Here is a 21,305-nt window from a genome sequence, read left to right on the forward strand (position 1 = left end):
ATGAAAAGCCAATCGCTCAGGCCGGACTGGTCTGATTGAATTTATGGTGCAGCGCTTGCACTACCGGTGCTGGAAGCATATCCTTGACGTCCCCGCCCAGTTTGGCTACCTCTTTTAACAACGAGGAGCTGACAAAGAGCTGCTCCAGGTTGGTTATAAAGCAAACGGTCTCAATTTCGGGGGCTAGCTTGCGATTCATCAGCCCTTGCTGGAATTCTGCGTCGAAATCGTTGGGTGAGCGCAGGCCTCGGATGATAGCCTGGCCGCCGACCGATCTTACGTATTCAATTAATAAACCAGTAAATTTTTCGACACGTACGTTGGTCAGGCCCTCTTCGGCCAGGACCGTTTGCCAGAGTGCTATCCGCTCATCAACGGAGAAAAGCAGATTTTTAGCCGGGAAAGTGTAGACCGCTATTATTAATTCATCGAAGAGGCGAGCTCCTCGATGGGCAATGTCAAGGTGTCCATTAGTTAGTGGATCAAAGCTGCCTGGATAGACAGCGAGGCGGTGACGCAATTCCTGCTGACTCACATAAGCTCCTTTGCTGACGCTTGTGCTTAAAATTATTTATGAAGGCTTTGCAAAATGGATACAGACATTAAAACATATTCGACGCGGTTCGGCAATAGCCGAACAACTTTCAAGAAGCCCATTCTTGCACAAAACCGATGCCAGGGATCGCGTATCCGACACGTTGCTGGCCCTGAACAAAGAAAATCCCTGCATGTGCTCCATTTAGCCAGCACATACAGGGGAGTAGATGTGGAAACTGGTGTGTTAGGCCAGCTTATTGGCGCGTTTATAGCGGCCCGCAATTGCCTCACCAATACCGATCGCGCTCAAGCCGATAAGCAGGTGGATAATCTGGATAACGACATGGGCTGAACCCAGGCTAAGCCAGCTGAGCTGTCCCAGGCCTACGATGGGCAATAACAGGCCGATCACAAAGGCTCCGATGGCCAGCCCCATGTTACGGCCCTTGGGGGCGGTTCCAATGCCAAAGGCCAGCAGCCAGAGCGAGATCATGGCCAGCAGTCCCAGCAGCATGTGGATCATGACGATGCCGCCTGGAATCAGATTGACCCACAGTAAGACGCCTAAAATAAGTGCAAGTAAGACACAGATGCGCAGTGCCATAATACCGATACGTACAATCACAATAAAACTCCTTAAAATACGCTTGATCATGAGCGTTTCAAGTTGCCTGGAGCATTCCTCCAGGCGCGCTATCGCATTATATTATTTATAGGGAACTGGCCGCTGCTTGAGCAGACAACTCCTTTTCCGAAACGGATGCGTTATCTGGAAGCTGTGGCCTCGACGGCCGCGGCTTCTAGCTTTTCTTCCGGACGATGAATTCTGGTAAGAATTGGCATAGCTACGATGGCCGCCAGCAGGACAATAAGTCCTCCCAGTAGTAACGGAATGCCGGGACTACTAAGGGTGTCAATGCTGCCTGCGATCATGGGTCCAATGACGCGACCCAGGCCAGCTACGCCTTGAGCCAGACCAAGCATCTCGCCCTGCGTTTCAACTGGACTGGCGAATGAGAGTAGCGTTGAGATAGTAGGACTGATCGCTCCATCTCCAATACTCAACAGCCCGACACTAATCAATACTAACGCAATCTGGTGGCTAAATGCCAGGGTCACCAGGCCAATGGCTAACAGTAAGAGTCCGGCCAGCATAACCTTTTGTTCATTCCAACGTTTGACCAGTCGACCGACCAGCCCTCCCTGCATCAGGACGACGATGAAACCAACATAGGTGAATACGTAAGCATTTTGCGTAGAGTTCCAGCCGAATTTCTGTTGTGAGAAGAGCGGGAAGATCGTCTCCATCGAGGTGAAGGCAATTATAAAGAGCAGGTTGACTATTACCAGCCGCATGACTATGGGAGCGTTCCAGGCGCGCTGCCAGCCGGTCCATAGGACGTTGAAACGGTTCATCGATCCTGTCCTGCGCTCTGGAGACGCTGACTGCTGACTATTCCTGGTCTGCGTTTCTGGCAAAAAGCAGAGAACCAGGAGCGCATTGACCAGAGCAATGGCCGCGGCCACCCAGAATGGAATGGTCGCGCCTATGGGAGATAGGATACCTCCCAGGGCTGGTCCGATCACAAAGCCAATGCCGATTGAGGCTCCGATCAATCCCATGCCTTTCGCCCGATCCTTGGCCGAGGTGACATCAGAAACCACTGCCTGCGCCGAGCCAATATTTGAAGCTCCCAGCCCACCAATAAAGCGGGCAAAGAGTAGCACAATCAAAGACCCTGATAGCGCGGTAAGAGCCAGCGAGAGCGTTTCAATCAATAAAGAGATCACAATGACCGGGCGACGACCATAACGATCGGATAGACTACCTAGCACGGGCGTAAATATAAATTGAGCCAGTGCATAGGAGGTGACAATTGCCCCCACCCCTAATGGGTTAGCTCCCAGGTGTTCGGCCCAGAATGGTAACAGGGGAATAATGAGGCCAAAGCCTGTAAAATCGATCAAGATGGTCAATGCCATTAATAGTAACGGAGACCGCCGTTTTTGCTCCATGCTCGCTAAGCTCCTGTATATCTAATCTCTACTGTCATTGTCAGGCTGAATGCGTGGTTGGTGCGGCATGTGGAAGCCGCGAGACCCCCATAGTAATCTGCTCAATGGTATGTTTTAGCCAGCGCATCTCTGCTTCAAGCAATGCCAGTTTATGATCATTTACGAGTTGGTGGGCGGCATCCGAGGTATGGTTGGCATCCCTCAGTTGTACAACAGTGCTGTGATAGGCCTCAACCAGTAAGAGGCGTTCATAGAGAAGCTCGCAGGCCTCCTCGGCTGTCAGGTGATGCAAAAAGTACAGGCAGGCGTCTACTTCGCTCAAACCTGGTGTAAACTTGCTGATCATGTCGCGCAGCAGGGTCGAGAAATACTCTTTACCTTGATCCGTAATATAGTACACATCCCGCTCGCGCAGAGCTACATCCTCATGTGCTGCCCCCGGGCCAGGAGCCTCTACAGTCTCGCGTCGAATTTCAAGATAGCCATCCGCTACCAGCCTATCCAGCTGATAATAGATAGTTGGCTTCTTGATATGATTGGCAAATAAATCATGGTGTGCCTCGATGAATTCCCGAATCTGCTGTCCATACATCGGTTTCTCAAGTAGCACACCAAGCAACATAACCTGTTTATACATAGTAACCGCCGTTTAGTCAGATCTGACTTGATTATAGCGAGCATCCAACACCCGAGTCAAGATCAATGATCAGCCCCAAGAAAAACAGGATACCCGCCAGGGCATCCTGTTTTTCTTGGGGCTTTCGTTTGGTTGATATGATGTGAAATGTATTGGCCTTGCGCCCAATTTTCTTCCTTTGGTGTATGAAACGACCTCTCGGAGTCTCTGTTGAGAAGCGGCTTGAAGGGTCATCAACTTCATCAAAATGTGAACTAGACCATAGTAAATTGAGCAGAATTACTATATCATACAAGTACTATAGAAGAAAATAGCTAATTTTTATGGCTGAACTGTTCTGGCGCTAAAGCAAAAGGGAGTGACAATATGGTGTATGACCTGCGCCACACTGGGGTAAAAAGCTCAACACATAGAAACTTTCCGCTGACCTTTTACGTTTCTGTATAGAATTGTGTTGATGTATTGGCGTCACCAGGAAAAGGCGTGCTCTCTACATGAGATGTTCTTGAGGAGATAGTTGTTCATGGGGAAGGACAAACATCTATTCTGTGCGGAATGCGGCGGGGAAAACCCGCTCCACGCAAAATTTTGTCGCGTCTGCGGGCATCGTCTCAATACTCAAACCGATAGCTCCACTCCCGCGTTAACAACGACCTCGGCACATATGGAGGCGGTTACACCGCAGTCGTTACAGATCAATATCTTGCTCAAGCAACGCTATCGGATTGTAGAGCAGATTGGATCGGGTGGTTATGGGAAGGTCTACCGAGCCATTGATACTGAATTTATGGATCGGCAGGTAGCTGTCAAGGAGATGATCCAGCATGGTTTGAGTCCTCAGGAACTGGCGGAGGCGGCGGATGGCTTTAAGCGCGAGGCTGTATTGTTAGCGACCCTGACCCAATCTAATCTCCCGAGCATTTACGATTATTTTTCTGAGCATGGTAACTGGTATCTGGTAATGAGCTATATCGAGGGCGAGACGCTAGAAAGCTATGTGCGCCATCGTGGCGGCTCGCTCCCCGTCGATAAGGTGATCCAGATTGGTATCCAACTGGCAACTGTACTGAGCTTTCTGCATACGCGCCGGCCCTCCATCATCTTTCGCGATCTCAAACCCTCAAATATCATGCGTACGCCGGAAGGACAAATCTATTTGATTGACTTTGGTATCGCGCGCCATTTTAAGCAGGGCAAGGCCAAAGATACTATCGCCCTGGGGTCTCCGGGATACGCGGCCCCTGAGCAATATGGCCGCGCACAGACAACGCCTCAGGCCGATGTCTATAGCCTGGGTATTGTGCTTTATCAGCTAATTACCGGTATTGACCCTTCGATCTCTCCCTTTGGACCAAAGCACCTGGATCTACCCAACCATCCGCAGCTCAAAATATTGATCCAGTGTATGCTGGAACTGGATCCCAAGCGACGTCCGAGCAGCATGGGGAACATCCAGCGCGAGCTGCAGCGTATCGCAGCCGGCAAAGTTGTCAAAGCTTCTCAGCACGGTAATCGCCAGCCACCCGCCCAGCATTCTTCTCCTGTCCGGGCGGCCCATCCATTGCGCCCATTCTCAAGTGGCCCGAAGCGAGCTCAATTGCCTCAACAACCTCTACAGCGTAATGCTGCCAGAGTCGAGCAAGCCAGATTATTGCATCCGGCCTCCTCTTTTGCGCCCCAGCTCGTGTCAACGCCTCCCATAGCTGAGGTTGTGCCGGTCGCATGGGGGCGTATGCTCAATTTTATGCGTTCCATGACAGGAATCTGGCGCGAAAAATCCTACTGACCCAGAATGTATAAAAAATATGCCTGGTGGTCAGAAGCCCCAAATTGACCTATATTAGTTGATGATTTCGTTTCCTCAATAGAATCATGCTTGATTTGCTCGCCATTTTCCATCGTTTCGTCGTGTTAAAGATGTACAATGATATGGTGTGTTGTTGTATTTGTAGCCTCCTCTTTACTGGTAGAGGATAACTGAAGGAGAGTTCTGATGCCAAAAGCAACCTGGAAAGGTGTTACGCTGGCGGAAAGCGATAAATGTATTGTGGTTGAAGGCAACCAATACTTTCCACCGGATTCTGTTCAGCGGGCATATTTTAAAGAGAGTAGTACCCATACTACCTGCCCCTGGAAAGGGCTGGCCAGCTATTACACTATTGAAGTGAATGGGGAAGCCAACAAAGACGCAGCCTGGTTTTATCCTGAGCCCAAGGATGCCGCACGCCAGATCAAAGATTATGTCGCTTTCTGGCGTGGCGTTGATGTAGAGGCTTGAGCGTCCTCGCCGATGCGCTGCTAATCTGGTCTGTTTGATTGTATTGCTGTAAGTGGTAAGGAATAAATCATCCACGAATAGTGTTTAGGTAAGCAGGTTTTATTGGATGGGAAAGGTAGTATAGTCAGGAATGTATGTATGACCAGAAATGCCAAAATTATTGTGACGATCGCTTTGATGTTGGGCATGGCCCTGGCCGCATTGGATACCACCATTGTTGGAACAGCTATGCCCAGCATCGTGGGTAAACTTGGAGGCATCACCCTCTATTCATGGGTGTTTTCCGCTTATCTTCTGACCTCAACGACAACAGTGCCTATCTACGGCAAACTGGCTGATCTCTATGGTCGTAAGCCACTTTTTTTATTTGGATCGATAGTATTTTTAATTGGTTCGATAGCTTCTGGTTTCTCCCAGACTATGGTGCAATTGATCATTTTTCGTGCTATCCAGGGGTTGGGCGCTGGTGCGGTACAGCCAATTGTTTTAACTATTATTGGGGATATTTTCGCCTTAAAAGAGCGCGCCAGGGTGCAGGGATTGTTCAGTGGTGTTTGGGGCTTATCCAGTATTGTGGGTCCTGCGCTGGGTGGCTTAATCGTAGACCATTCCTCGTGGCGCTGGGTCTTCTTTATTAATGTGCCTTTTGGGGTGTTGTCCGCCATCATGTTGATGTTTGCCTTGAAAGAACAGGTCGAGCGTAAAAAACATCAACTGGACTACATTGGGACATTGACATTAAGTGGTGGTATTGTTGCCTTGCTCTTTGCCGTCCTGCAGGGCGGTACCAGCTGGTCCTGGGCCTCATGGCAGAGTATCAGCCTGTTCGCTATCTCGATCCTGCTGCTGGGCTGGTTTCTGTACGAAGAACGGCGTGCTGCTGAACCTATCCTGCCACTGGATTTGTTTAAAAATCGCATCATTGTCATTTCGAGCATTGGTGGTGTGGTGCTAGGTACGATTATGTTCGGCATCACTTCATATGTGCCGCTGTTTATGCAGGGCGTTAAAGGCGGCAGCGCCACAGACGCAGGTATTATCCTTGGACCATTGTTGCTAGCCTGGCCTATTGCCGCCACCGTCAGCGGCAAGGTCGTTTTGAGTTATGGCTATCGCATTACAGCTCTGGTGGGAACCGGACTGACTCTGATTGGTATGGGAATAGTGGTGGCGTTTACGCCTCAAGTCGGTTTGCCGATGATCATCGTGGCCATGGTTTTGATTGGTGCCGGGCTGGGCTTCTCCAGTTCTGCCTACATCCTTTCTGTACAGAATGCGGTCCCCTGGAGTTTGCGTGGGGTTGCTACCGCTTCCACCCAGTTTTTCCGTACTATCGGGGGTACGGTGGGCGTGGCTATTATGGGATCGATTCTCAACGTGCAGATGGCCCTGCATTTCACGCCTATCTTTGCTCACTATCAGCAGGTGCTGCAACACCTGCCTAAAGGAATCTCGCCAGCCAATGTGTTATTGACGCCCGATGTACGATCTTCTCTCGCTTCGGGATTGCTCAATCAACTCCAGGTGGCCCTGTCTCAGAGCTTATTCTGGGTCTACTTGCTGCTGTTTGTGATGGCGGTGATCGGACTGGTTGCTATGTTCTGGCTGCCCGGTGGTCGCGCTGACCAGTATATGTATAAAGCTGAGCCCGAGGCCGACGCTGCAGCCGAAGCTCAGGCATCCTCAGATATGGTAATGCCACACATGGGTTAATTGAGCAAAAAAGAGCCTGCCACTGGTCTATAACCATCTTGGCAGGCTCTTTTTTATTTTGTGGCTTTTAATCGCGTTCAGCCTCTTCTTTGGCCTCTTTATCGGGGGTATCGCCGGGTTGTTGCAGTGGTTTAGCTGCCTCTGGTGCTTTCCCCTTCCAGGGATGTAACCAGGCTTTGATCCGCAGGTACAGCGCCATAACTCCGCTAAACCACAGGCCCCCATAGATATAGCCAGCGGCTACATCGCTGGGCCAGTGCGCGCCCAGATAGATGCGTGACGGTCCAATGCAGGCGATTAACAGGGTACAGATGCCGATCAGCAGGTTGCGAATACGACCTGAGCGCCAGTTCGTGGCCAGCAAGTAGATGAGCAGGCCATAAAAATTGGTGTAGTACATGACGTGGCCGCTGGGAAAACTGGGTTCGTTGATGACTTTTACTACGGTGACCAGTTCCTGTGTTGGCCGGGGACGTTTGATTACGCGTTTCACAATAGCGTTGAGCAGCGTGGCGGATGAGGTGAGCAGGATAAATAATGCTTCAAGCCGGAAACGAAGTGCCCAGAAGATGCCGGCAATCCCCAGCGTTTGTGGCAAAGCATATTGAACAAAGCCAATTTCTGATACACCAAAGAAGAAGCGGCGCAGCCAGGGATTGCGATACTTCTGCAGCCGGGCCGTAATCGACCTGTCTCCAGGAAAAAACTGGGTGCGTTGCGCGATCAAGGAAAGTATCACGGCCCCCGATAAAATCCAAAGGTAAAAGGCCATAAACATGGTGCCGCGCGAGACTGCGCGGCGGCCCGAGACAGAGGTCTGGGCCGCTACCCGTTGCGCTTCAGTCATCACTGGCGGCATCTGTACCTCTGGTAACTTGACTTGTGGTAATGGCTCTGGTTGTCGTTCTTTTGTGTTAGTAGTGGGTTGCTCTGGCTGTGCTTCTCGGGTTGGTTTACGGCTGAATTTAAACATATACAGAACCTTTCTCTTCGCTTTGGTCGCGTCTGGCAGCTCGCTGATATATTTTTCTCTTCTTGTGTTCCGGCTGCGTTATATTAGGGCCTGTGGCCACCTTTTTCGGTACGCGCACCTGTAAGACACCGGTTTGAATAGCGATCAGCGCCGGGGTATAGCCTTGTTGCTCTCCATCAGCGTGAATCTCTACCGGTTGTTCTGACTGAATATACATAGTTTTTACTTTATGCCGGCTGACCTTCTGTTCCAGTGCCCGTCTCCCCTGACTGATTGAGATGGCGTGACGAATATAGTCTAACTTGTTAAAGCGTCGATAGATGAGCACGTCGAGCAGTCCATCATCCATCATTGCTTTAGGTGCGAACTGCAAACGTGCTCCATAGTAGGGCGAATTGCAGACACTGATTTGGATGGCATGAACCCGGCGACGCCTCTTATTGTCAAAAGTAACAGTAAAACGCGTTGGTGAAAATGTAAAGAGTGTACGTAATCCATCTACAACAGCACGTAGTGTTGAGACCAGACCTTTACTCTTGAGTTCTTCCGCGGCTGGAAAGAGGGCCGCTTCCAGTCCAATGCCGGCTACTTCTAAGAAGATGTGATCATTGATTTTTCCCACATCGATACGGCTAGTGGAACCCTCTGCAATGATCTCACACGCCTTTTCAATATCTTCTGGAATATTCAGGCTGCGGGCAATATTATTCATTGTACCCATAGGAAGGATACCCAGGGCGCTATTAGTATTGATTAATCCATTGGCAACGGCATGCAGTGTACCATCACCGCCGCCCGCGATTACGATATCCGCCCCCTCTTCGGCAGCTTTGCGTGCCAGCCCGGTACCTGGATCCTCTACCGTTGTATAGAGTATGGTGGGCTCTATATTATACGTGCGTAAAGAGGCCAGGATCAATTCTTTGCTGTCATCCAGGGTATTATGGTTTGTTGCCAGGGCCGAATCACCTGAAGTCGGATTGAGGATCAGTACAGTACGCATAAGATGATTCCTTATTCACGCATAACTTTCGTTATAAGTTTGCAGTTTTTCAATGAAACTGTATGTGTAATACAAATGCACTTACCTATAGCTGCATGTCCAGGGGCGATCTCTTATACACGACACTGCACAACAGCACCCTAGCAACGTGGCCTCATGTAATACACGCTTAAACGGACGAGTTAGCCTCAAGTTGCCTGCTGTTGCCTCTAGTGAGCTATGTTAAAGACGGTCTGCTGTCCAGCGTACAGCCTCGCTTAGCGTTGGATAGGGTAGAATGGTATGGGCCAGCGTTTGCACTGAAATGCCTGTCTTCATGGCCAACACTATCTGTGCCAGCAGATCATCTGCTCGCTCACCCAGAATGTGTCCACCTAGAATGATGCCGTTCTCATCTGTGAGTAATTTGAGGCATCCGCTGGTGCGCCCATTCATAATGGCGCGCTCATTCTCTTCAAATGAAAGTCGGGCCACTTTGTAGCTACACCCTTCGTCCCGTAGTTCGGCTTCTGTTTTGCCGATATGGGCCAGAGGAGGATCTGTATAGGTTACCCATGGAATGGCCTGGTCGGTAAAGGGTTGGGGCGTAGGTGCGAATGCATTGTTGGCGGCCAGTCGTCCCTGATCACTGGCAACATGGGTGTATTGATAGCCGCCCGTGATATCTCCGGCCGCCCAGATATGGGAAACAGAGGTGCGCAACGTGGCATCAACGCTAATACCTTTTTCGGTAGTATGGATAGTAGCCGCCTCTGTATTGAGTCCATCCAGATTGGGCCGTCGTCCGGTGGCGAGGAGGATCTCGTCAACCGCTAACTGCTTTTGTGCGCCATCTTCCTGATAGATGAGCTGTTTCTGACCACTTGCGGCTCGTTCGACCTGATTGAGCTCTATCCCGGTTGCCAGCTTGATGCCTTCACTGCTTAAAATATCGCAGAGCTGGTCCGCCTGTTCTTGCTCCTCTTTATTAAGCAACTGTGTATTATGTTCCAGCACCGTGACCTGTACGCCAAAGCGTTGGAAGAGCTGAGCGAATTCCAGCCCAATCGGTCCGGCGCCGATAATCGCCAGGCTGCCGGGCAATTGCGGCAGATATACCGCATCTTTGTTGGTGATATAGCCGATCTCCTGCAATCCTCTTACGGGTGGGCACTGATTGCTGGTACCGGTAGCGACGATAATTTTTTCTGCGTAGAGTGTCTGGTCCTCGACTGAGATAGTATGTGATGAGGTAAATGCAGCACGAGTATGAAAAACATCAATTCCCTGTTTTTTAAGAGAAGCATCCGCCTCAGCCAATGAACCGCCGCGAATGCGTGTGATCACGCTTTGTACATAATCCTGTACCTGCTGCCAGTCAAATGTTGCCGCCGGAATAGATAGTCCGTAGCGTTGCGCATAGCGGGACCGATGGAGCATAGTGGCGATTTGTAACAGTGTTTTGGTGGGATCACAGCCATAGTTCAGACAGGTGCCTCCCAGTTTGTCAGCTTCGATCAGCGCTACATGTTTCTGCATGGCGGCCGCCGTGTTAGCCGCCGTACTACCCGCTGCGCCACCGCCAATAACAATGAGATCATATGTCTTATCAGCCATCCCGCATTTCCTCCTTAATCTTTTATCATTTTACCTATGACAACATATCACACGCGTTAGCCTGACAGGCTGGTTTCAACTGGCCTGCGATCTCGATTTTGTGATATAGTAATGTCCTTCTATAGAAGATTACATAGATTACATAAAAATTTCCTGAGAGTTGTGTGGTGGCTTAACTTTTACAGAAACTTTTTGTTTTGGGATGGCGTACGACAAATAGGTAGCAACATTTCATTTAGATGATTCCTCTCCAGCCGATGATGAGAATTGGTTGTAGTGCTGATGGTGTGAGACAACACAGGACGATGTAGTGTGAAGAAGGGATGATCCATGGCCAGTAGCGACTCATCTGCTCAATCCGGGGTTTTGTTTGAAAATCCATTTCATATCGAAGATTTACAGGTTTTTGATGCCGAAACCATGCACAACATGCTAGCGTGTAGCCATGCTCAGTTGTCCAGTCGTCTGCTGGCGGATAGCCTGCATAATGTTTCACCTGTACTGATAACGCATATCATGCAAGCTATTCCCCAGGAACAGCGGGAGCAGTTTCGGCAGGAGTTACAACAGCCTCTCTCTTCGCAGGAAATTGAACAGGCTCGCAGTCAAACCTTGAATAGCTTGTTCTGGGAGCTCATCTATTGGAAAACGCCTGACTTGTATGAGGAGTTGACGGTGGGGGAGCGGTTGCATGAAGGCATTTTCCAATCTATTCAGTCCGATCTGGCTGGCAAAATCGTGCTGGATGCCGGCGCTGGTAGTGGAAGAGCTTCGTTTGAATATCTGCGCTATGGTGCCACCCGGGTTCATGCTGTTGAACCATCACCTGGTTTATTGCGTATCCTGCGCAAAAAGATCATAGATCGCGGATTGGAGCGATCTATATTCCCGGCTGCTGGTCGCTTTAATAAATTACCGCTGGCCGATCATTGTGTGGATACTGCGCTTTCCTGCTCGGCGTTTACCGCGCTAGAAGATCAGGGTGGTGAGTCTGGATTGCTTGAGCTACGCCGTGTTACCAGGCCTGGTGGCAAAATCATTATTGTCTGGCCGCGCACAGAAGACCATCAGTGGCTTGCCGCGCATGGCTTTCAGTACGTCTCTTTGCCCATCCAGGAAGAGATGTACGTCCATTTTCGCTCGTTTGAAAGCGCCCTGCGCTGTGCCAGGCTCTTTTATGCCCATAATCCCGATGTCTTGCACTACTTACAAAAAGCCCAAAAACCAGAAATTCCCTTTTCTATAATTGGCATGAATCCGCCACGGGACTACTTTTGGCTCGCGGTATAAGAAAGGAAGACTTAGATATGGTTGCAGATACGACAAAGCAGAATGGAACAACTACTAGCTGGATGAATACGCCACCAAGGTCACCGTTGCTGCGTCACTATAGCGCTAAACTGGTTGCGAGTATGCCCTGGCTAGATAAGCTGTCTACTCCCTTGCAAAGCTGGTCTAAATCAATATTTGGTAATCCTAAAGATACGACGTATCGCGTGAAGGATTTTCTGGTGGGCGTCTGGTTGGGCCATCCTGTTCATCCAGCGTTGGTGGCGATTCCTATTGGCGCCTGGACTTCGGCCCTGGTTTTTGACCTGGCCTGGCTGGGAAGTGATGACGATGAGGGCATGGCTCGCAGCGCCGACATGATGATGTGGTTAGGCCTGGTGGGCGCGGCGGGTTCGGCCGCGACAGGCCTGGCGAACTGGGTGGATACAGATGGGCAGGAGCAGCGGACCGGCATGCTGCATGCTGTACTGAACGGCGGCGCGACCGTCTTAAATCTTTCCTCAGCTCTCTTACGCCTGTCTGGACAGCGCCGCACAGCCATTGCGTTGGCCAGTACTGCCTATGCGCTGATCCTTTATTCTTCCTACCTTGGCGGAGAACTGGCCTATTCAAATGGTATTGGGATGAATCGCGTCATTCCTGAGGGCGGTCCCGATGAGTTTGTGGCGGTGATGGATGAAAAAGATCTGGTTGAAGGCAAGCTAACTCGCGTAGACGTAGAAGGCATGCCAGTGGTTCTGCTTAAAGATAGATCAACTATAAATGCAATCGCTGCTACGTGCTCTCACCTGGGTGGACCATTGGATGAGGGCAGCTATGAAGATGGAGTTGTGCATTGTCCCTGGCATAATTCGGGCTTCCGTATGAGCGATGGTTGTGTGATGAATAGTCCGGCTGTTTATGCGCAGCCTACCTTTGCGGTACGCGTTCGTGATGGTAAAATTGAACTGCGACGCTTAGAACACGCTTAAATCAAAATTTCTGTTTCCTTTTTGTTAATGGGCCATACATGTATGGCCCATTTTTATGTTGTATATCGAGCCTCGAGCCGCGCCCCAGGCTGCAGGCAAAATTCACCCTCAAAAAATTCTCCATCTCGCTCAGGGCTTACCTTTTTGTGACTTTTAATAGAAAACTAGAGTTTTATTTGATACAAATTCCATTGTAATTATCGTTTGAAGAGTATATGCTAGTATCTATAAAAAGAGAATGGTCACTAGGATATGAATCCATTCAGAAACGAAGAGGTTACCCGTGCAAACTCAAGAATTTATGAAATCCTCCTCGATAGAGTTTTCTGATGCTATACTGGCCCAGATGATTCTAGATGGAGATCAACGTGCCTTTGAGCTGCTGGTACGCAGATATCATACTCCTCTCTTTAATTTTATCTGTCGCTTCCTGGGTGACTATGACCTGGCCTGTGATGTCCTCCAGCAGGTGTTCTTGCGTTTTTACATTTCACTACCAAAACTGGGGACCGGTGAGCCGTTTAAGTCATGGCTGTTCCAGGTTGCGCGGAATTGCTGCGTTGATGAGTTGCGACGACGCCATCGTTACGCCATCCATTTTTCTCAGTTAGAGGTGGAAAACGCTGATGGAGAATTTTCCGCGTTGAGTGATATTCCTGATCCAGGACCCTTGCCTGAGGAATTGATGGAACGCCACGATCTCCAACTACATCTTCAGCAAGCGATTGAATCATTGCCGCCCAAGTTTCGCTCGGTCGTCGTTTTGCGCTATGCTTCGCAGCTAAGTTTTTCTGAGATCGGAAAGGTGCTGTCTATGCCAGAAGCTACCGCCAAGACATATTTTCATCGGGCCAAGGTTCTCTTGCGGAAGATCCTGGGTGCGCAGGCACAAACTACGTATATTTAAGCGGTTCTCTCCGGGGAGGTTGGTTCATAAGTTGCCAGATCTGGCTGCGCAAACCCCTGATAAGATCAATATCCCGCTGATGAGTATACCTGTCGTGGCGATCTCATGTAAAAAGAGTGCATCCCCCAATTACTAGGAATGTGTGGTTTCATCAATTAAACCTGTTTTGAGCTCTGAAGGAGCGTAGTGTCAGGGGTCGCAGGCACGAACCGCATCGCTTTCACCACACCAAAAGGGCGCTCTGCATTAGCAGAGCGCCCTTTTGGTTATTACAAATGCCTGTCAGGCATAGTTAGATGCCGAGGTATACGCGATATTTAGCCCACTGGGCAGCAATGCGGCTACGCACTTCTGAACCCGCAATGGGAGTATAAAACAGCGCTGCAACAATACCTGCGAGCAAGCCCAGGCGGAACAGGGTTTTTGCCCGCTTGCGCTTACGCTGGTAGTGCTCATACTGATCCTGAACAGATTCAGAAAAATCTTTGGCGTTTGAGGCGGCTTTCTTCAAGCTTTTATTCGCCTGTTTCGTGCTCTTACTCAGGATTTCCTGGGCCGTTCCCACATTCTCCTGGATATTATCTTGCAGGTGACTCAGTTTTTTCTGAGCCTGCTTCAGATTTTTCTGAGCTTTCTTGCTGTTCTTCTCAAACAGCTCCTGTGCCAACTGAGTGCTGGTCTCTAAAACATCTTGCGCTTTATTTGTGCCGACCCCCAGAATGTCTTGTGCTTTATGAGTACCAGTTCCAAGAACATCTTGAGCCAGCGCGGCACCGCTTAAAAGAGCATCCTGAGTTTTATCCCAGCGGGAACTAACCTTATTTTGAGCCTTTGACTGGAAGAGCAAAAATTTTTTCTGAGTTTTCTTCTGGTTTTTGCGCAGACGTTTCAGGTTCTTCTGATTCTGTTTCTGCTTCTCCCTAAGCAGGAGGCCAGCTGTGCCGGCTCCGGCCAGAATAGCACCCTGTGTCCTGGTCAAACCGGACTTTACATTACCGTAAGTTGACTGGGCTGTATCTTTGGTAACACCATAGGTTGATTGCGCAACATCTTTGGTGGCCTCGTATGCTGCCTGTGCTGCATCTTTGAGGTTCTCATACGTCGATTGCGCTGAATCCTGGGCCTGCTTATATTTGTCTTGTGCCCGTTCGTATTTTGTCTGCGATGGGCTAGATGTGAAGCGATCTAATAGATTAGTCATACGCCCTCCTTTCGCTTGCTGAGTGCTATATTGAAAATTATTATTTTTTGTATCGTACTGCTTACTATAAGCACGCTCTAACTACGCTTGTAGTTTCATTTAGTATACAGGTACGACTGAGAGATCGATGGCCCTGGATTCTATATTTACCAGTTTGTGCATTTACCAGTTTGCGCGCTATTTTTTCTGTACAATGTGCCAGCATTCGCGGGCGATCTCCCAATCTTCTTGCGTATGGATGACCAGAACACGTACCGCAGAGTCTGGAGTGGAAATGTCTACATCAACTGGTGAGGCGTTATTCTTCTTCTGATCTATCTTCAGGTTCAGGAAACCAAAGGCCTCACAGGTGCTGGCCCGAGTAGCCTGGTCATGTTCACCTATACCTCCGGTAAAGGTCAGCACATCGATGCCGCCAAGGGTGGCAACCATACTGCCAATGGCGGAGCGCAGGCGATGGATGAAGATATCGAGCGCCAGCTTAGCACGCTGATTGCCTGCTCGAATACCTTCACGAATAGCACGGACATCGCTAGAAATACCAGAGATGCCCTTGAGGCCCGATTGTTTGTTAAGCATTTGATCCAGCTTGTCTGCGTTATAGCCTTTTTCTCGTTCTAGATAGATTAAGATGCTAGGATCGATTGAGCCGGAGCGCGTACCCATCATCAGGCCTTCCAGTGGCGTGAAGCCCATGGTGGTGTCGACGCTGCGCCCGTTCTTGATGGCGGCCAATGAGCAGCCGTTGCCGAGGTGGCAATTGACCAGGCGTAGCTCTTCGACATTCTTGCCGAGTACCTGGGCGCTGCGACGGGCACAGTATTGATGACTAATGCCATGAAAACCGTAGCGTTGGATATCTTGCTCATACCACTCATATGGACCGGGATAGACTTTTGCTTCGATGGGCATCTGCCGGTGGAATGAAGTATCAAACACTGCCACCTGTAGAATGTCATGTTTGAGGTCCTCGATCGTTCTTATGCCTTCCAGGTTAGCTGGATTATGCAGCGGAGCAAATACGGCGAGCTTTTGAATACTATCTTTGACATGTTGATCGATGTGTACGCTGGCCGTAAAATCCGGGCCGCCATGTACAATGCGATGTCCCACCACGGCAATCTCTGAGAGATCATTGATCACCTTTGTGTCGCCACTCCAGAGCGTTTTGAGCGTCTGATTGATGACCTCTGTGCGCGTATCGGTCGCCAGTTCTTGATCGGTAGTCTGACCGTGAGCTTTTATCGTGAGATCGGTTTTGCCCTGAGCTTTTGTCCAATCTGCCTGCGCTTCCCATAGAGGCTCAGGCGCCGTGGTGGGCAAATGACCTGCTACTTCGTATAAACTACTTTTATGGCTGCTTGACCCGGCATTAAAAACCAGAATTTTCATACAAAGGGTCCTCTCTCAGGAGTGAGCTATACAAACTACAATCTATCTATAGCACGTTCTATGCGCAGCAACTGTGACGATTGCAGATTTTGAATGCTCAATTAGGTACTGGCAATAGTACATGTCCTGTTTGAGTATAGGCCTTCGCAGTTAAGAGAGCAAGGTCTGCGAAGGCAGGTGAAGCTCAACGGTATAGTTGCTACCAGATCTGGGATGTTTCGCTCACAACTATGCTTTCCCGATGAAGTGGAAGAGATTACACAATAAACTCCTGGGCAAAGCGACGCAGAGCCTCAAGATTGGTGCCATCTATAAAACGCAGCAGTAGCTCCTGAACGCCAGCTTCTTCATACACTGCGAGACGCTGACGAATCGTTTCGGGACTGCCAATCAGGGTGGTATTTACTCTATTTCCGAGCCTGGCTTTGCGTTCAGCAGGAAGCTGCTCCAGCGCCTGCTCATCACTATCTGCCATCAGGCAAAGTGTGGTCGAGGTGCGATGAATACTCTCGTAGTCACGTTCCACGGCCGCGCAGTGCTTTTTGAGCACCGCCAACTTCTGCTTCATTGTGGTCGGATCATCACCTACGTTACAGGCATCGGCGTACCGCGCTACCAATTTGAGCGTCACCTATTCGCCACTTCCTCCGATCAGCAGTGGAATATGAGGGTTCTGGACATTTGGGGATTGGTGAAGGGGCGCACGCACTTGATAGTATTTGCCCTCGAAGCACGCTTTCTCCTGCGTCCACATTGTGAGAATGACCTGAACCGCCTCGCGTAACTGGCGCAGACGCTCGGGGCTATCAGGATACTTATAGCCATAGGCACCATATTCGTGTTCATACCAGCCTGCGCCGATGCCAAAGTTGAGGCGACCATGTGAGATGGCATCGACGGTGCTCGCCATTTGTGCAAGCAGTGCGGGATGGCGATAGCTATTGCACGTGACCATCTGGCCGATACGTATATTTCTGGTATCACGTGCCAACGCAGCTGTACTCATCCAGCACTCAAACGTCACTTCCTGCGTTGGGTGAGGGGTAGTGTGAAAGTGATCAACCAGCCAGAGGGACGTAAAACCCACCTCGTCAGCTGTTTGTGCGACACGTGTCATCGTTTCGTAGGCCTGGATAGGCTCGTTGATATGTGCCAGATCCATAGTCCAGCCCTGAGGAGCAAGCAAGCCAAATTGTAGTGCCATGATATTCGTTTCCTTTCTGATATAGAGCTTATTGGCTCCCTTGCTTCTTATTTGCTTTTCGTATAGTTTTTTGTTGCGCTTCAGACTCTTTGTGTAGTGCGACTCCAGCAGCGACGAGGAGCAGACCAGCCAGCTCTAGCAGTGTTGGGATCTGGCGCAGGACGATAACGCCGATAAGGGCGGCCGAGGCGGGCAAAAGGGACAGAAAAAGTGCGAATGTTGCTCTTGGCAAGCGGGCCATGGCGAGTTGATCACTCACATATGGGATCACTGATGAGCAAATGCCGACTCCAATGCCTGCCAGGATGAGTATTGGCTGTCCCATTGCAGGCAACGCTCCCGACAGCCCAATGGGAGTCATGGTCACGAGCGCGATCAACATGGCAACCCCTAGCCGATCAATGCCCGTCGCCCCTCCATTCTGCGCAAGATGATGGCCAAGTACAACGTAGAATGTAAAGAAAGCGCAATTGGCAAACGCGAATATAAATCCCCATGGTTGTCCGCTGAAGCGCACATCAGTGAGCAGCCAGCCACCACCCACGGCTAGAACCAGAGCGCTGATGTTCCGAGGGGTCCGCGCTCCGAGCGCCGCTAAGACAATCGGGCCAATAAACTCAATAGCTCCAACCGTTCCCAATGGAATGAGGGAGATCGCGAGATAGAAGCAGGCATTCATCAAAGCAAGCACAATGCCTAGAGGAAGCAAGATGCGACACTGTGCCCAAGACCTCCCCGCGAAGATGCGCCATGGTCGACGCCACAACGCAAAAATAGCAGCCGCACTGGCGATGCGGAACCACGCCACTCCAAGCACAGAGACGCTGGAGAAGAGGAGTACCGCACATGCAGGTCCTAGATAGTGGAAGAGTGCACTGACGAAAAAGAACACATGTGGTGGCATCGTGTTCACAATGTTCTTTTTCTTCACTTGAAACATATTACCTCCTTGCCTGGATTTCATGCGTCTCTATGGTACAATAGACATTGATGAAAATACATGGCAAGTTTGAGGAGATATAGCTTCTATGCCTCAAGATTTAAAGAAAAAGCAGCTCTTCACTTATAAACCGTTAGAGGCAGAGATTGACCAGGTCAATGTTCAGATACTAGAAGAGCTGCATCATGATCCACGAGTGACCATGTCGGAGCTCGGGCGCAGGATCGGGATGTCATCCCCGGCCGTTACCGAGCGTGTTCGCCGCTTAGAGGAGGCAGGCGTGATCCAGGGATATCGCCTGGAGGTGAATCCGGCAGCCCTTGGGCTCCCCATTGCTGCTTACATTCGTATCCGCCCACATCCAGGACAACTTTCAAAAGTTGCCGAACTGGCCCGCCAGATTCCTGAAATTGTTGAGTGCCATCGCATAACTGGTGAAGATTGTTTCATTCTCAAGGCACATATTCCCTCCATTGAGCAGCTTGATCGGCTTCTCGACTGCTTCCTTGTATATGGCTCAACGACAACCTCTCTTATCCAATCCTCACCAGTTCCTCTTCGTCCGCTCCCGTTATCCGACGACTTATCGTCGGAGTAGGCCAGCGAAAATATTTTTGCACCTGCGGTGCTCAAAACAGTCTTATGATGTGGTGCAGAAAATATTTTTATGACATTTTCTGCACCACATCATAAGAAACAGCTCGGGCGCGTCAGCGCACGTTCGCAAGAGAGCGGCATGTATCCCATGATGATGGGAATTAGCCACTTATTTAGAAGCGCTAGATGAAAATGAATGGGTCCATCATATATCGCAGGTCTGTTAGATTTGTATTAGCACTTACGCTGGGACCGTTGGTAAAGATAGCGGCTAGCATCTTGCCTGTCTTCGGATTTTTCGCAGCCATATAGAGCTGCCTGGTTTGAGCGTTGGTAGCTTTGATGGTGACCAGAACCGCTATGCTGGTCCAGATTGTGCCCTGGCTGTTATTAAATGTAATATTACTGGCCATGCAATTTTGCTGGCTGGCAACAGGTCCAATTAAGCGATGAAGGAACGCTTCCGGTGTTTCTGCATTAGCGTTGTCCAACTGTACTGTGAGATCCTCTCCATTGGCGCTTCCTTTGGGGTCGAAGTGAACGCCTCTGGCATCTTGAGACACTACCCAGGGGCGGATTACCTGGATGCCGTTCCCTTCACCATTGTAGTAAGTGGAGAAGCCGTATGCAGGATTATTATATTGTTTGCTTGGGAGCGCCTGGGAATGCACGCCAAGGTCAAATGTGGTGCAGCTATCGGCCTGGTAAGGGGAAGACGCGTCTGTGCCGGGTGTTGTTGGTGTGACACTGGGCATGGTTGGTGTAGCAGTGGGCGTGACACTGGACGTAGTCGTTGTATCGGTGGGAGTAACATTGGATGTAGTTGATGTGCCAGTTTCAGCAGGGGTCGATTGTCCACATGCTATCAATAGAACAGCTAATATTAACAGGCTGGCAAGTGCAAAGGGAGTTCGTAATAATTTTTTCATATAATTCAGGCACTTTCTTTTATAAATTACTTGGCTCCGATTAGCTATCTTCTCAGAGCAATAGGAGTAAGTTAGCAAAAACAATTTCGCACCTTCGATGCTCGAAACAGCGTCAGGGGGATAGCGCACTTTGGCTGCGCTATCCCCTGACATATAGGTTGGATGGCTCATGCGTCCCTCTGCAAAAGAGAAACACTAGATGAAGGCGAATGGATCCATTATGTACCTGAAGTCTTCCAGGTTGGTATGGGCGCTTACATCTGGTCCGTTGGTGAAGATGGCGGCCAGTACCTTGCCAGTTTTCGGATTTCTCGCAGCCATATAGAGCTGCCTGGTTTGAGTATGAGTAGCTTTGATGGTGACCTGAACCGCGATGCTGGTCCAGATAATGTTGGGATTCCCATTAAATGAGCCAAATGAGATCTGGTTGGCTTTGCACATGTGGTGATTGGCGACAGGTTGCATCAAGCGACGCAGAAACGCTTCGGGTGTTTCTGACTTGGAGTTGTCCAGTTTGACGGTGAGATTCTCTCCATTAGTGCTGCCTTTGGGATAAAAGTGAACGCCTCGGGCATCTTGAGACACTACCCAGGGGCGGCTTACGTATTTTCCATTGTAGTAAGTGGAGAAGCCATATGTTGGATTATCGTATTTTGTGCTTGGGAGCGCCTGGGAATGTACGCCAAGGTCGAATGTGGTGCAGCTTGTGACCTTGTATAGAGATGATGTGTTTGTGCGGGATGTGGTCGCTGCACTAGCACTAGCGGAGGTAGGCTGTCCATATGCCACCATTAGAGCTAATAATGCTAACAAGCTGGCAAGTATGAAAGGAATTCGTAATAATTTTTTCATAGCAATAGTACTTTTCCTTTTCTTTTTATGAATTGATCAATGTCGATAAACCGACTAACAGACTTCTCAAAGAAATAATCGCTGCTGTAAGCGAAATGTGTCTTATTTTTGAGGCGATTTTTTAGGATGACATAAAACTTGTAGAAAGTGTCAGGCTCCCACACCTATCGTGGTCTCTCTGCCTCACACTACGTTCCTTCGGAGCTCAAAAGAGGTTTTATGTTGGTGCAAAACGCGCGCACAGCGCGCGTTTTGCACCAACATAAAAA

19 protein-coding genes and 1 pseudogene are annotated in these 21,305 nt (G+C 49.7%); 7 read left to right on the forward strand and 13 right to left on the reverse strand.

Annotated features, from left to right (window positions below; all coding sequences use genetic code 11):
- Positions 1 to 16: 16 nt before the first annotated feature.
- The 4 genes from coaD to JMI88_RS28100 all read right to left on the reverse strand — a co-directional run bounded on the left by coaD (position 17) and on the right by JMI88_RS28100 (position 3,190).
- Complete coding sequence (coaD, locus tag JMI88_RS28085; protein WP_201365269.1) at positions 17 to 535, reverse strand: pantetheine-phosphate adenylyltransferase; 519 nt, start codon at positions 533 to 535, stop codon at positions 17 to 19.
- Positions 536 to 781: 246 nt separating this feature from the next.
- Positions 782 to 1,162, reverse strand: coding sequence for a hypothetical protein (locus tag JMI88_RS28090; protein WP_201365270.1), 381 nt, complete (start codon positions 1,160 to 1,162; stop codon positions 782 to 784).
- Between the two features lie 140 nt (positions 1,163 to 1,302).
- Positions 1,303 to 2,553 (reverse strand): MFS transporter, encoded by a 1,251-nt coding sequence (locus JMI88_RS28095; protein ID WP_201365271.1) that lies wholly within the window; start codon positions 2,551 to 2,553, stop codon positions 1,303 to 1,305.
- A 40-nt stretch (positions 2,554 to 2,593) separates the two neighbouring features.
- Positions 2,594 to 3,190: a PadR family transcriptional regulator gene (locus JMI88_RS28100; RefSeq protein WP_201365272.1), complete on the reverse strand. Its 597-nt coding sequence runs from the start codon at positions 3,188 to 3,190 to the stop codon at positions 2,594 to 2,596.
- A gap of 523 nt (positions 3,191 to 3,713) precedes the next feature.
- Here JMI88_RS28100 and JMI88_RS28105 point away from each other — a divergent pair.
- From JMI88_RS28105 to JMI88_RS28115, 3 genes are all read left to right on the forward strand, one after another.
- A complete protein-coding gene (locus tag JMI88_RS28105; RefSeq protein ID WP_201365273.1) occupies positions 3,714 to 4,976 on the forward strand; it encodes a serine/threonine protein kinase in 1,263 nt (420 codons plus the stop codon).
- A gap of 207 nt (positions 4,977 to 5,183) precedes the next feature.
- Complete coding sequence (locus JMI88_RS28110) at positions 5,184 to 5,468, forward strand: DUF427 domain-containing protein (RefSeq protein ID WP_201365274.1); 285 nt, start codon at positions 5,184 to 5,186, stop codon at positions 5,466 to 5,468.
- Positions 5,469 to 5,606: 138 nt separating this feature from the next.
- The gene (locus tag JMI88_RS28115; protein WP_201365275.1) at positions 5,607 to 7,181 is read left to right on the forward strand and encodes an MDR family MFS transporter; all 1,575 of its coding nucleotides are present in this window, start codon (positions 5,607 to 5,609) and stop codon (positions 7,179 to 7,181) included.
- Between the two features lie 67 nt (positions 7,182 to 7,248).
- On the opposite strand, the gene JMI88_RS28120 is transcribed toward JMI88_RS28115, so the two are convergent.
- The 3 genes from JMI88_RS28120 to JMI88_RS28130 all read right to left on the reverse strand — a co-directional run bounded on the left by JMI88_RS28120 (position 7,249) and on the right by JMI88_RS28130 (position 10,753).
- Entirely contained in the window at positions 7,249 to 8,154 is a 906-nt protein-coding gene (locus JMI88_RS28120; protein ID WP_201365276.1) for a phosphatase PAP2 family protein, read from the reverse strand.
- The gene (locus JMI88_RS28125) at positions 8,147 to 9,157 is read right to left on the reverse strand and encodes a diacylglycerol/lipid kinase family protein (RefSeq protein ID WP_201365277.1); all 1,011 of its coding nucleotides are present in this window, start codon (positions 9,155 to 9,157) and stop codon (positions 8,147 to 8,149) included. The genes JMI88_RS28120 and JMI88_RS28125 overlap by 8 nt, the downstream gene beginning before the upstream one ends.
- 222 nt (positions 9,158 to 9,379) lie before the next feature.
- Complete coding sequence (locus JMI88_RS28130) at positions 9,380 to 10,753, reverse strand: dihydrolipoyl dehydrogenase family protein (protein WP_201365278.1); 1,374 nt, start codon at positions 10,751 to 10,753, stop codon at positions 9,380 to 9,382.
- Positions 10,754 to 11,083: 330 nt separating this feature from the next.
- Between JMI88_RS28130 and JMI88_RS28135 the strand changes: the two genes are divergently transcribed.
- The 3 genes from JMI88_RS28135 (at position 11,084) to JMI88_RS28145 (ending at position 13,921) form a co-directional block, all read left to right on the forward strand.
- The gene (locus JMI88_RS28135) at positions 11,084 to 12,043 is read left to right on the forward strand and encodes a class I SAM-dependent methyltransferase (RefSeq protein ID WP_201365279.1); all 960 of its coding nucleotides are present in this window, start codon (positions 11,084 to 11,086) and stop codon (positions 12,041 to 12,043) included.
- A gap of 17 nt (positions 12,044 to 12,060) precedes the next feature.
- Positions 12,061 to 13,014 carry a Rieske (2Fe-2S) protein gene (locus JMI88_RS28140; RefSeq protein ID WP_201365280.1) on the forward strand — a complete coding sequence of 318 codons (954 nt, stop codon included), beginning with the start codon at positions 12,061 to 12,063 and terminating at the stop codon, positions 13,012 to 13,014.
- Between the two features lie 283 nt (positions 13,015 to 13,297).
- A complete protein-coding gene (locus JMI88_RS28145) occupies positions 13,298 to 13,921 on the forward strand; it encodes an RNA polymerase sigma factor (protein ID WP_236023103.1) in 624 nt (207 codons plus the stop codon).
- 292 nt (positions 13,922 to 14,213) lie between these two features.
- Here the strand turns inward: JMI88_RS28145 and JMI88_RS28150 are convergent, their stop codons facing one another.
- From JMI88_RS28150 to JMI88_RS28165, 4 genes and pseudogenes are all read right to left on the reverse strand, one after another.
- The gene (locus JMI88_RS28150) at positions 14,214 to 15,122 is read right to left on the reverse strand and encodes a hypothetical protein (RefSeq protein ID WP_201365281.1); all 909 of its coding nucleotides are present in this window, start codon (positions 15,120 to 15,122) and stop codon (positions 14,214 to 14,216) included.
- Between the two features lie 177 nt (positions 15,123 to 15,299).
- Positions 15,300 to 16,514 carry an acetate/propionate family kinase gene (locus tag JMI88_RS28155; RefSeq protein WP_201365282.1) on the reverse strand — a complete coding sequence of 405 codons (1,215 nt, stop codon included), beginning with the start codon at positions 16,512 to 16,514 and terminating at the stop codon, positions 15,300 to 15,302.
- Positions 16,515 to 16,770: 256 nt separating this feature from the next.
- Positions 16,771 to 17,718: pseudogene (locus JMI88_RS40920) on the reverse strand (LLM class F420-dependent oxidoreductase).
- Between the two features lie 28 nt (positions 17,719 to 17,746).
- Positions 17,747 to 18,658 (reverse strand): EamA family transporter, encoded by a 912-nt coding sequence (locus tag JMI88_RS28165; protein WP_201365283.1) that lies wholly within the window; start codon positions 18,656 to 18,658, stop codon positions 17,747 to 17,749.
- 88 nt (positions 18,659 to 18,746) lie between these two features.
- Between JMI88_RS28165 and JMI88_RS28170 the strand changes: the two genes are divergently transcribed.
- Positions 18,747 to 19,256 (forward strand): Lrp/AsnC family transcriptional regulator, encoded by a 510-nt coding sequence (locus JMI88_RS28170; protein WP_201365284.1) that lies wholly within the window; start codon positions 18,747 to 18,749, stop codon positions 19,254 to 19,256.
- A 181-nt stretch (positions 19,257 to 19,437) separates the two neighbouring features.
- On the opposite strand, the gene JMI88_RS28175 is transcribed toward JMI88_RS28170, so the two are convergent.
- Together JMI88_RS28175 and JMI88_RS28180 are read right to left on the reverse strand one after the other, a co-directional pair.
- A complete protein-coding gene (locus JMI88_RS28175) occupies positions 19,438 to 20,184 on the reverse strand; it encodes a hypothetical protein (RefSeq protein WP_201365285.1) in 747 nt (248 codons plus the stop codon).
- A 195-nt stretch (positions 20,185 to 20,379) separates the two neighbouring features.
- Positions 20,380 to 20,769: a hypothetical protein gene (locus JMI88_RS28180; RefSeq protein ID WP_201365286.1), complete on the reverse strand. Its 390-nt coding sequence runs from the start codon at positions 20,767 to 20,769 to the stop codon at positions 20,380 to 20,382.
- Positions 20,770 to 21,305 lie beyond the last annotated feature (536 nt).

The organism is Dictyobacter formicarum, from assembly GCF_016587435.1.

Excerpts from the sequence above, each read along its gene's own strand:
- JMI88_RS28095 (WP_201365271.1), bottom strand. The coding sequence starts at position 2,553 with ATGGAGCAAAAACGGCGGTCTCCGTTACTATTAATGGCATTGACCATC.
- JMI88_RS28100 (WP_201365272.1), bottom strand. The coding sequence starts at position 3,190 with ATGTATAAACAGGTTATGTTGCTTGGTGTGCTACTTGAGAAACCGATG.
- JMI88_RS28105 (WP_201365273.1), top strand. The coding sequence starts at position 3,714 with ATGGGGAAGGACAAACATCTATTCTGTGCGGAATGCGGCGGGGAAAAC.
- JMI88_RS28110 (WP_201365274.1), top strand. The coding sequence starts at position 5,184 with ATGCCAAAAGCAACCTGGAAAGGTGTTACGCTGGCGGAAAGCGATAAA.
- JMI88_RS28115 (WP_201365275.1), top strand. The coding sequence starts at position 5,607 with ATGACCAGAAATGCCAAAATTATTGTGACGATCGCTTTGATGTTGGGC.
- JMI88_RS28120 (WP_201365276.1), bottom strand. The coding sequence starts at position 8,154 with ATGTTTAAATTCAGCCGTAAACCAACCCGAGAAGCACAGCCAGAGCAA.
- JMI88_RS28125 (WP_201365277.1), bottom strand. The coding sequence starts at position 9,157 with ATGCGTACTGTACTGATCCTCAATCCGACTTCAGGTGATTCGGCCCTG.
- JMI88_RS28130 (WP_201365278.1), bottom strand. The coding sequence starts at position 10,753 with ATGGCTGATAAGACATATGATCTCATTGTTATTGGCGGTGGCGCAGCG.
- JMI88_RS28135 (WP_201365279.1), top strand. The coding sequence starts at position 11,084 with ATGGCCAGTAGCGACTCATCTGCTCAATCCGGGGTTTTGTTTGAAAAT.
- JMI88_RS28140 (WP_201365280.1), top strand. The coding sequence starts at position 12,061 with ATGGTTGCAGATACGACAAAGCAGAATGGAACAACTACTAGCTGGATG.
- JMI88_RS28150 (WP_201365281.1), bottom strand. The coding sequence starts at position 15,122 with ATGACTAATCTATTAGATCGCTTCACATCTAGCCCATCGCAGACAAAA.
- JMI88_RS28155 (WP_201365282.1), bottom strand. The coding sequence starts at position 16,514 with ATGAAAATTCTGGTTTTTAATGCCGGGTCAAGCAGCCATAAAAGTAGT.
- JMI88_RS28165 (WP_201365283.1), bottom strand. The coding sequence starts at position 18,658 with ATGTTTCAAGTGAAGAAAAAGAACATTGTGAACACGATGCCACCACAT.
- JMI88_RS28170 (WP_201365284.1), top strand. The coding sequence starts at position 18,747 with ATGCCTCAAGATTTAAAGAAAAAGCAGCTCTTCACTTATAAACCGTTA.
- JMI88_RS28175 (WP_201365285.1), bottom strand. The coding sequence starts at position 20,184 with ATGAAAAAATTATTACGAACTCCCTTTGCACTTGCCAGCCTGTTAATA.